This window comes from Streptomyces yerevanensis, assembly GCF_000716805.1.
Lineage (GTDB): Bacteria > Actinomycetota > Actinomycetes > Streptomycetales > Streptomycetaceae > Streptomyces > Streptomyces flaveus.
The window spans coordinates 1-333 of sequence record NZ_JNWJ01000250.1 but is presented as its reverse complement, the minus strand read 5'-3'; the positions used below and the strand labels follow the sequence as shown (position 1 = coordinate 333).

Genomic DNA, 333 nt, shown 5'->3' with positions numbered 1-333 from the left:
GAGGAGAGGAACTGGGAGATGTAGAACTCGTCGAAGCTGGTGATGAAGGAGAAGATCGCCGCCGCGATCATTCCCGGTGCGGCCAGCGGGAAGGTGATCTTCCGGGCGATCGTCAGGCGTCCGGCGCCCATGCTGGCGGCGGCGTCCTCGAGGCGTTCGTCGATGCCGCGCAGGGTGGCGATCAGGATCAGCACCGCGATCGGCGAGGCCAGCACCGTGTGGCCGAGGGCGATGGCGAGCGGGCTGCCCAGCATCGCGGCGGGCTCGAAGAGCAGGAACAGGCCCAGCGCGGTGACGATCTGCGGGATGACCAGCGGTCCCAGCACCAGGGCG

At 68.8% G+C, this 333-nt stretch carries 1 protein-coding gene; it reads right to left on the bottom strand.

The genetic code is table 11. The features are described from left to right. Positions 1–333, bottom strand: a 333-nt coding sequence (locus tag OP79_RS49280) for an ABC transporter permease (RefSeq protein ID WP_033329905.1), incomplete at both ends; no start/stop codon positions are given.